Genomic DNA, 5,629 nt, shown 5'->3' on the forward strand with positions numbered 1-5,629 from the left:
CGCCGACCACGCAGAGCCCCGATGACGACGACGAGCGTCCGGGCTCGACCACGTCGGGAACCACGCCCCCGCAGCCGACCCCGCCGACCTCCACCCCGCCGGTGACCACGACCCCGCTGCCGCCGACGACGGTGCCCGACGCCGGATCGACGACGCCGCAACCGAACCCGGAGGAGCCGGTCACGACGGAACCCGGTGCGCCGGGGACGTCTCAGCCGGATCGGACTCCGATCGGGGCGGACTCGGGTGCTCCGACACTCATGCCCGCAACACCGGAAGCACCGGCACTACCGCCGGCCGGATCCACCGTCGGCGGATGAGACCGGTTCAGACCACCTGGCTCACGGACACCGGCAGGCCGGGATCGGTGGCGGCGGTCAGCAGCGACGGCTGCGCGCCCCCGGCGATGAGGTGCGCACCGAGCGCCGCGATCATCACACCGTTGTCGGTGCACAACCGCGGCCGCGGCACCCGCAGCGTGATCCCGGCGGCCTCGCACCGTTCCCGCGCGAGCGCACGCAACCGCGAATTCGCGGTCGCGCCGCCACCGAGCACGAGCGTGTCGACACCGACATCCTGAGCCGCGCGCACCGCCTTCATGGTGAGCACGTCGGCGACCGCCTCCTGGAATCCGGCCGCGACATCGGCGACGGGAACCGGCTGCCCGGCGCGTTCCAGCGCTTCGACATGCCGCGCGACCGCGGTCTTCAAACCGGAGAACGAGAAGTCGTGGCGCGCATCGCGCGGCCCGGTCATGCCGCGCGGAAAGACCACAGCGGTCGGATCGCCCTGCTGGGCCAGCTTGTCCAGCACGGGGCCACCGGGATATCCGAGGTCCAGCAGTCGTGCCACCTTGTCGAACGCTTCACCGGCCGCGTCGTCGACGGTGGTGCCGAGCTCGACGATCGGCTTGCCGAGGTCCTCGACATGCAGCAGGTGGGTGTGCCCGCCCGAAACCAGCAGCGCGATGCACGGCGGCATCGGACCGTTCTCGATCGTGTCGACGGCGACGTGCCCGGCCAGGTGGTTGATCGCGTAGAACGGCACGTTCCAGGCCGCGGCGTACGCCTTCGCGGCGGCGACCCCCACGAGCAGCGCGCCGGCCAGGCCCGGGCCGATGGTGACACACACGGCATCGGGCTTGCCGATGCCGGCGGCCGCCAGCGCCCGGCGCATTGTCGGGACGATCGCCTCGAGATGCGCGCGGGACGCGATCTCCGGCACCACGCCGCCGAAGCGGGCGTGCTCGTCGACGCTCGAAGCCACCTCGTCGGCGAGCAGTTCGAGCGTGCCGTCGCCGACCCACCGGACGATCCCGACACCCGTCTCGTCGCACGAGCTCTCGATGCCCATCACGATCACGGCTTTCGCTCCTCTCGCCGGTCCGGCCGACACATGGTGTACGCGTCGGCGCCGCTCGGCTGGTAATAACGCTTCCTGGTGCCCACGATCTCGAAGCCCTCACGCCGGTACAACGCGATCGCCGCGTCGTTGTCGGTCCGCACCTCGAGGAACACCGGGCCGCCCCAGGCGTCGGCGACACGCAGCAGCTCGTCGAGCAACGCGCCCCCGATGCCGCGTTGCCGCAGGTCCGGGTCGACACCGATCGTGTGCACCTCCGATTCGGGGTGCACACCGGTACCGAGCCGGGCCAGACCGGCGTAACCGATCAGGCGACCGTCGTCGTCGCGGGCGGCCACGTAGTGGTTGTGCGGGGACGCCAGTTCCGACCGGAACGCGTCGGCACTCCACGGGTCGTCCCCGGGGAACAGGACCTTTTCGAGTTCCGCGCAACGCTCGACGTCGTCCGGGCGCAGCGCATCGATGGACACGGTCATTTCTTCCGGGCCGCCGTCTCCACCGCATCCGGCCGACGCAGGTACAGCGGCACCAACGGCTGCGGTGCGGTCGCGGCGAGCAGCTCGGGTGCGGCGACCGCGACCAGCCCGGCCGGCGACGGCGTGTGCACCGGCACGGCGGGCAGGTCGAACAGCGGGGTGTGGGCGGGTGATCCCGCGACCCGCTGCGAGGGCGCGGCCGTCACCTCGGCGGGTTTGCGCACCTCGGGACCCTCCACCCGGCGACCCTCGGCGTATCGCGCCCAGTACACCTCGCGGCGGCGGGCGTCGGTGACGACGAGCAGATCGGGGCCGTTCTCATCGGCCGCGTACACGTCCGCGGCGAGCCCATCGAGGGTGCACACTCCGTATACCGGGATGCCCAGCGCGTCACCGAACGCGGCGGCGGTCGCCATCCCTACGCGCAATCCCGTGAAGGGTCCGGGACCCACACCGACGACGACAGCGTCGAGGTCCGCCGATTCGCATCCCGCTTCGGCGAGGCATTCGAGGATCTGGGGCGTGAGGATCTCGGCGTGTCCCCGCGGATTGTCGGAGACCCGCACCGACAGGGTCTCGAGATTCTGCGGCGTGCCGTCGCCGAGGCGGACCAGCCCCGAGGTCACGGCGGGGGTGGCGGTATCGACGGCGAGAACGAGCACGATTACCCAGGATACCGCCGGTTTGATAGTTACCCGACCCAGCCCCAGGTGGCACGGCGCACATCGGATTCGGGGTCGCGACGCAACCGCACCCGCAGATGCCGGTCGGTCAGCTTCTCCACGAGTCCCTCGCCCCATTCGACGACGACGACCGCGGCGGTCAGGTCGGTGTCGAGATCGAGGGCGTCGAGTTCGTCCAGGGCGTCCGGGCCGTCGCCGAGCCGGTAGGCGTCCACGTGCACGAGCCCTACCGGTTTCCCGCCGGGGCGCTCCCCCGGCCGGTGCTCGCGGGCGATCACGAATGTCGGCGAGGTGACCCGCCCCTGCACCCCGAGACCTGCGGCGATACCCCTGGTCAGCGCAGTCTTTCCGGCGCCGAGGGGTCCGTCGAGCACCACCAGGTCGCCCGCCTGCAGGTCCGCGGCGAGCCGGCGGCCCAGCGCTTCGGTGTCCTCGACGGTCGGCAGCTCGGCGTACTGCTCGCCGGCGTGATCGGACACGGCGTGGTCGGACACAGCATCATCCTTCACGTGTTCAGACACCGACGGCCCGCCGGTTGCGCGCGTCGTATGCGAAGGCCCGCTGCACGAGCCGGTCCAAGGCCTTGCACACGACCTCCGGGAACTCGAGCTGGACGAGGTGCCCTGCGCCCCGCACCCGCTTGAGCTCGCAGTCCGGCAGACTCGCGGCGAGTTCCTCGGAGCCGGAGAACGGGATCACCATGTCGGCATCACCGCACAGCACCAGGACCGGCACCCTCCCGACGGTCGGCAGGGCGGCTGATTCGTCGTGCAGTTCCAGGGTGCGGAGGAAGTTGACGATGGTCAGCACCGACGTCTCGTTGAGCATGCGGTCGGAGAATTCCACCAGCCGCGGGCTCACGACCGTGCCGTACGAAGCGGCCCGCAGGATCGGCGAGACGATCGCCTTCGCGGTGCCGCGGGCGTACTGCACGAACCCGGGGGCGGTGCGGGCGGTATAACGGAACCCGTCGATCACCGGGTTCTCCAGGTTGCGGCCCAGCCCGGTCTTGCTCAGGCCGGCCGCGGTGGTCGAGAGCAGACCGACACCCACGATCCGGGAGTCGAACAGGTCGGGGCGCTGCGCGGCGAGCGCGATGGCGGTCATGCCACCCATCGAATGCCCGACGACCACGACGGGCCCGCCCGGGGTGGTCTCGTCGATGACGCGGCCGAGGTCGCGACCGAGTTGCGCGATGGTGCAGGACTTCGCTCCGGCGGCACCGGATTCGCCGTGCCCGCGCTGGTCGTAGAACACCATCCGGACGTCGCGGCCCCACCGTTCGGTGAGGTAACGCTGCTGCAGGTGCCAGGACTGCATGCGAAGGCAGTATCCGTGGACGAACACGACGGTCAGCGGGGCACGCGGGGATCCGAATTCGCGCACGGCGAGTTCGACCCCGTCCTCGGTGGTGACGATGCGCTTGGGCGCGGCCAGCATCGCGTCGAAGTCCTCGTCGGCATAGATCTCGGGGGCGGGCATGCCCGCGGATCGCACCGCGTACAGGCCGGCCGCGGAGGCGAGGGTGGCCAGACTCGCGGCGAAAAGCCCCATCCTGCCCATCATGCTCATTCCGACCCGCCTCCTTCACCACCGATGTAGGTCCGTACGGTGCGTCCGCCGACGCCGGTCACGACCTCGTAGTTGATCGTGTCCAGCAGGTCCGCCCAGTCCTGGGCGTTGGGCTCTCCGTGGCGTCCGTCACCGAAGAACAACGCATGATCGCCTTCGCTTACTCCACCGCCGTCCGAGCCCAGGTCCACCACGATCTGGTCCATGCACACGCGGCCGACCTGGGGCCGGAGCCGGCCACCGAGGAACACCTCGAAGCGGCCGCTGAGATTCCTCCGGATTCCGTCCGCGTAGCCCATGGGCAACACCGCCACGGTGGTGTCCACCGGCGCGATCCAGTGATGCCCGTAGGACACCCCGGATCCTGCTGTCACCTTCTTCACGAGCGCCACCCTCGTCCGCAGCGTCATCACGGGCCGGAACCCGTAGTCACCGACCTCGGGAATCGGAGACAACCCGTACATCGCGATTCCGGGCCGGATCATGTCGAATCGCAGGTCGGGGCGGGTGACGGCGGCGGCGGAGTTCGACAGGTGCACCACTTCCGGGGCGGTGCCCTGCCGACGCAGATCGGCGACGGCCTCGATCAGCCGGTCCCGCTGCGCGTCGATCTCCGGGTGGTTGAGCTCGTCGGCGTGTGCGAGATGGGAGAACGCACCCCGGAACCGCACCGCGCCTTCCGCCTGCACGCGACCGAGGTCGCGCAGGAAGTCCTGCCATTCGTCGCGGGCGACGCCACCACGGTTGAGTCCGGTGTCGATCTTGACGGTGACCGTCGCGGTGATGCCGGTCTCGCGCGCGGCGGCGACGACGGAGGCGAGATGACGGGGCGAGGACACACCGATCTCGACGCCGGCGGCGATCGCGGGCGCGAAATCGGCGTCGACGGTGTGCAGCCACGCCAGGATGGGCGCGTCGATGCCCGCCGCGCGCAGCTCCAGAGCTTCGGCGAGGGTCGTGACACCGAGTTCCCGCGCGCCGGCGGCGAGCGCCGCCTTCCCGACCTGCACGGCGCCGTGGTTGTAGGCGTCGGCCTTGACCACGGCCATCACCGCGGCGTCCCCCGCGTATTCGCGCAGCAGGCGAACGTTGTCCGCGACCGCATCCAGGTCGATCACCGCCTCGGCCTGGGGCTGGGCGTGTCGGTGCTGTTCCTGGGTGCGTGCTGCGGTGGTCATGATCTTCGATCCTGCCACTGCCCGATTCGCGCGCCGCGCGCTGGTGGTGGCGTTCCGATCACAATTCGGACATATATGACCACCACGCCGGTCCGGCGTCAATACCGGCGCAGCGTGCGCACCGCGGCCCTGACCTGCGACAGGATCGCGCTCGCGGACACCGGGGCGGCGCCCACTCCGTCACGGGCGGCGAGGTTCGCGGCGAGCGAGTGCGCCCGGGCACCGGCCGCAGCGGCGAGATCCGGTGCCATACCCGCCGACATGAGTGCCCCGATCAGACCGGACAGCACGTCGCCTGCGCCCGCGGTGGACGCCCACGAACCACCCGCGTCGTTGACGAACACGTGCCCGTCCGGAC

Annotated in this window: 8 protein-coding genes; all 8 read right to left on the bottom strand. The window is 70.8% G+C overall.

What is annotated here, in order from left to right; genetic code table 11:
• A partial coding sequence (locus tag I0Q12_RS03685) for a hypothetical protein (RefSeq protein WP_197250650.1) occupies positions 1 to 184 on the bottom strand: 184 nt, incomplete at its 3' end.
• 143 nt (positions 185 to 327) lie between these two features.
• Positions 328 to 1,362 carry a tRNA (adenosine(37)-N6)-threonylcarbamoyltransferase complex transferase subunit TsaD gene (gene tsaD, locus I0Q12_RS03690; RefSeq protein WP_197250651.1) on the bottom strand — a complete coding sequence of 345 codons (1,035 nt, stop codon included), beginning with the start codon at positions 1,360 to 1,362 and terminating at the stop codon, positions 328 to 330.
• Complete coding sequence (gene rimI, locus I0Q12_RS03695; RefSeq protein WP_197250652.1) at positions 1,359 to 1,838, bottom strand: ribosomal protein S18-alanine N-acetyltransferase; 480 nt, start codon at positions 1,836 to 1,838, stop codon at positions 1,359 to 1,361. Before rimI ends, tsaD begins: the two co-directional genes overlap by 4 nt.
• On the bottom strand, positions 1,835 to 2,500 hold the full coding sequence (gene tsaB, locus I0Q12_RS03700) for a tRNA (adenosine(37)-N6)-threonylcarbamoyltransferase complex dimerization subunit type 1 TsaB (protein WP_197250653.1): 666 nt from the start codon (positions 2,498 to 2,500) through the stop codon (positions 1,835 to 1,837). The genes rimI and tsaB overlap by 4 nt, the downstream gene beginning before the upstream one ends.
• A gap of 29 nt (positions 2,501 to 2,529) precedes the next feature.
• Positions 2,530 to 3,015, bottom strand: a complete 486-nt coding sequence (tsaE, locus tag I0Q12_RS03705; protein ID WP_248676417.1) for a tRNA (adenosine(37)-N6)-threonylcarbamoyltransferase complex ATPase subunit type 1 TsaE — start codon at positions 3,013 to 3,015, stop codon at positions 2,530 to 2,532.
• Positions 3,016 to 3,034: 19 nt separating this feature from the next.
• On the bottom strand, positions 3,035 to 4,093 hold the full coding sequence (locus tag I0Q12_RS03710) for an alpha/beta fold hydrolase (protein ID WP_197250654.1): 1,059 nt from the start codon (positions 4,091 to 4,093) through the stop codon (positions 3,035 to 3,037).
• Entirely contained in the window at positions 4,090 to 5,271 is a 1,182-nt protein-coding gene (gene alr / locus I0Q12_RS03715; protein WP_197250655.1) for an alanine racemase, read from the bottom strand. Before alr ends, I0Q12_RS03710 begins: the two co-directional genes overlap by 4 nt.
• Before the next feature lie 98 nt (positions 5,272 to 5,369).
• Positions 5,370 to 5,629 (bottom strand): NAD(P)H-hydrate dehydratase (locus I0Q12_RS31835; protein ID WP_307846006.1); only part of this gene is annotated, 260 nt, incomplete at its 5' end.

The organism is Rhodococcus sp. CX, from assembly GCF_015865005.1.
Lineage (GTDB): Bacteria > Actinomycetota > Actinomycetes > Mycobacteriales > Mycobacteriaceae > Rhodococcus.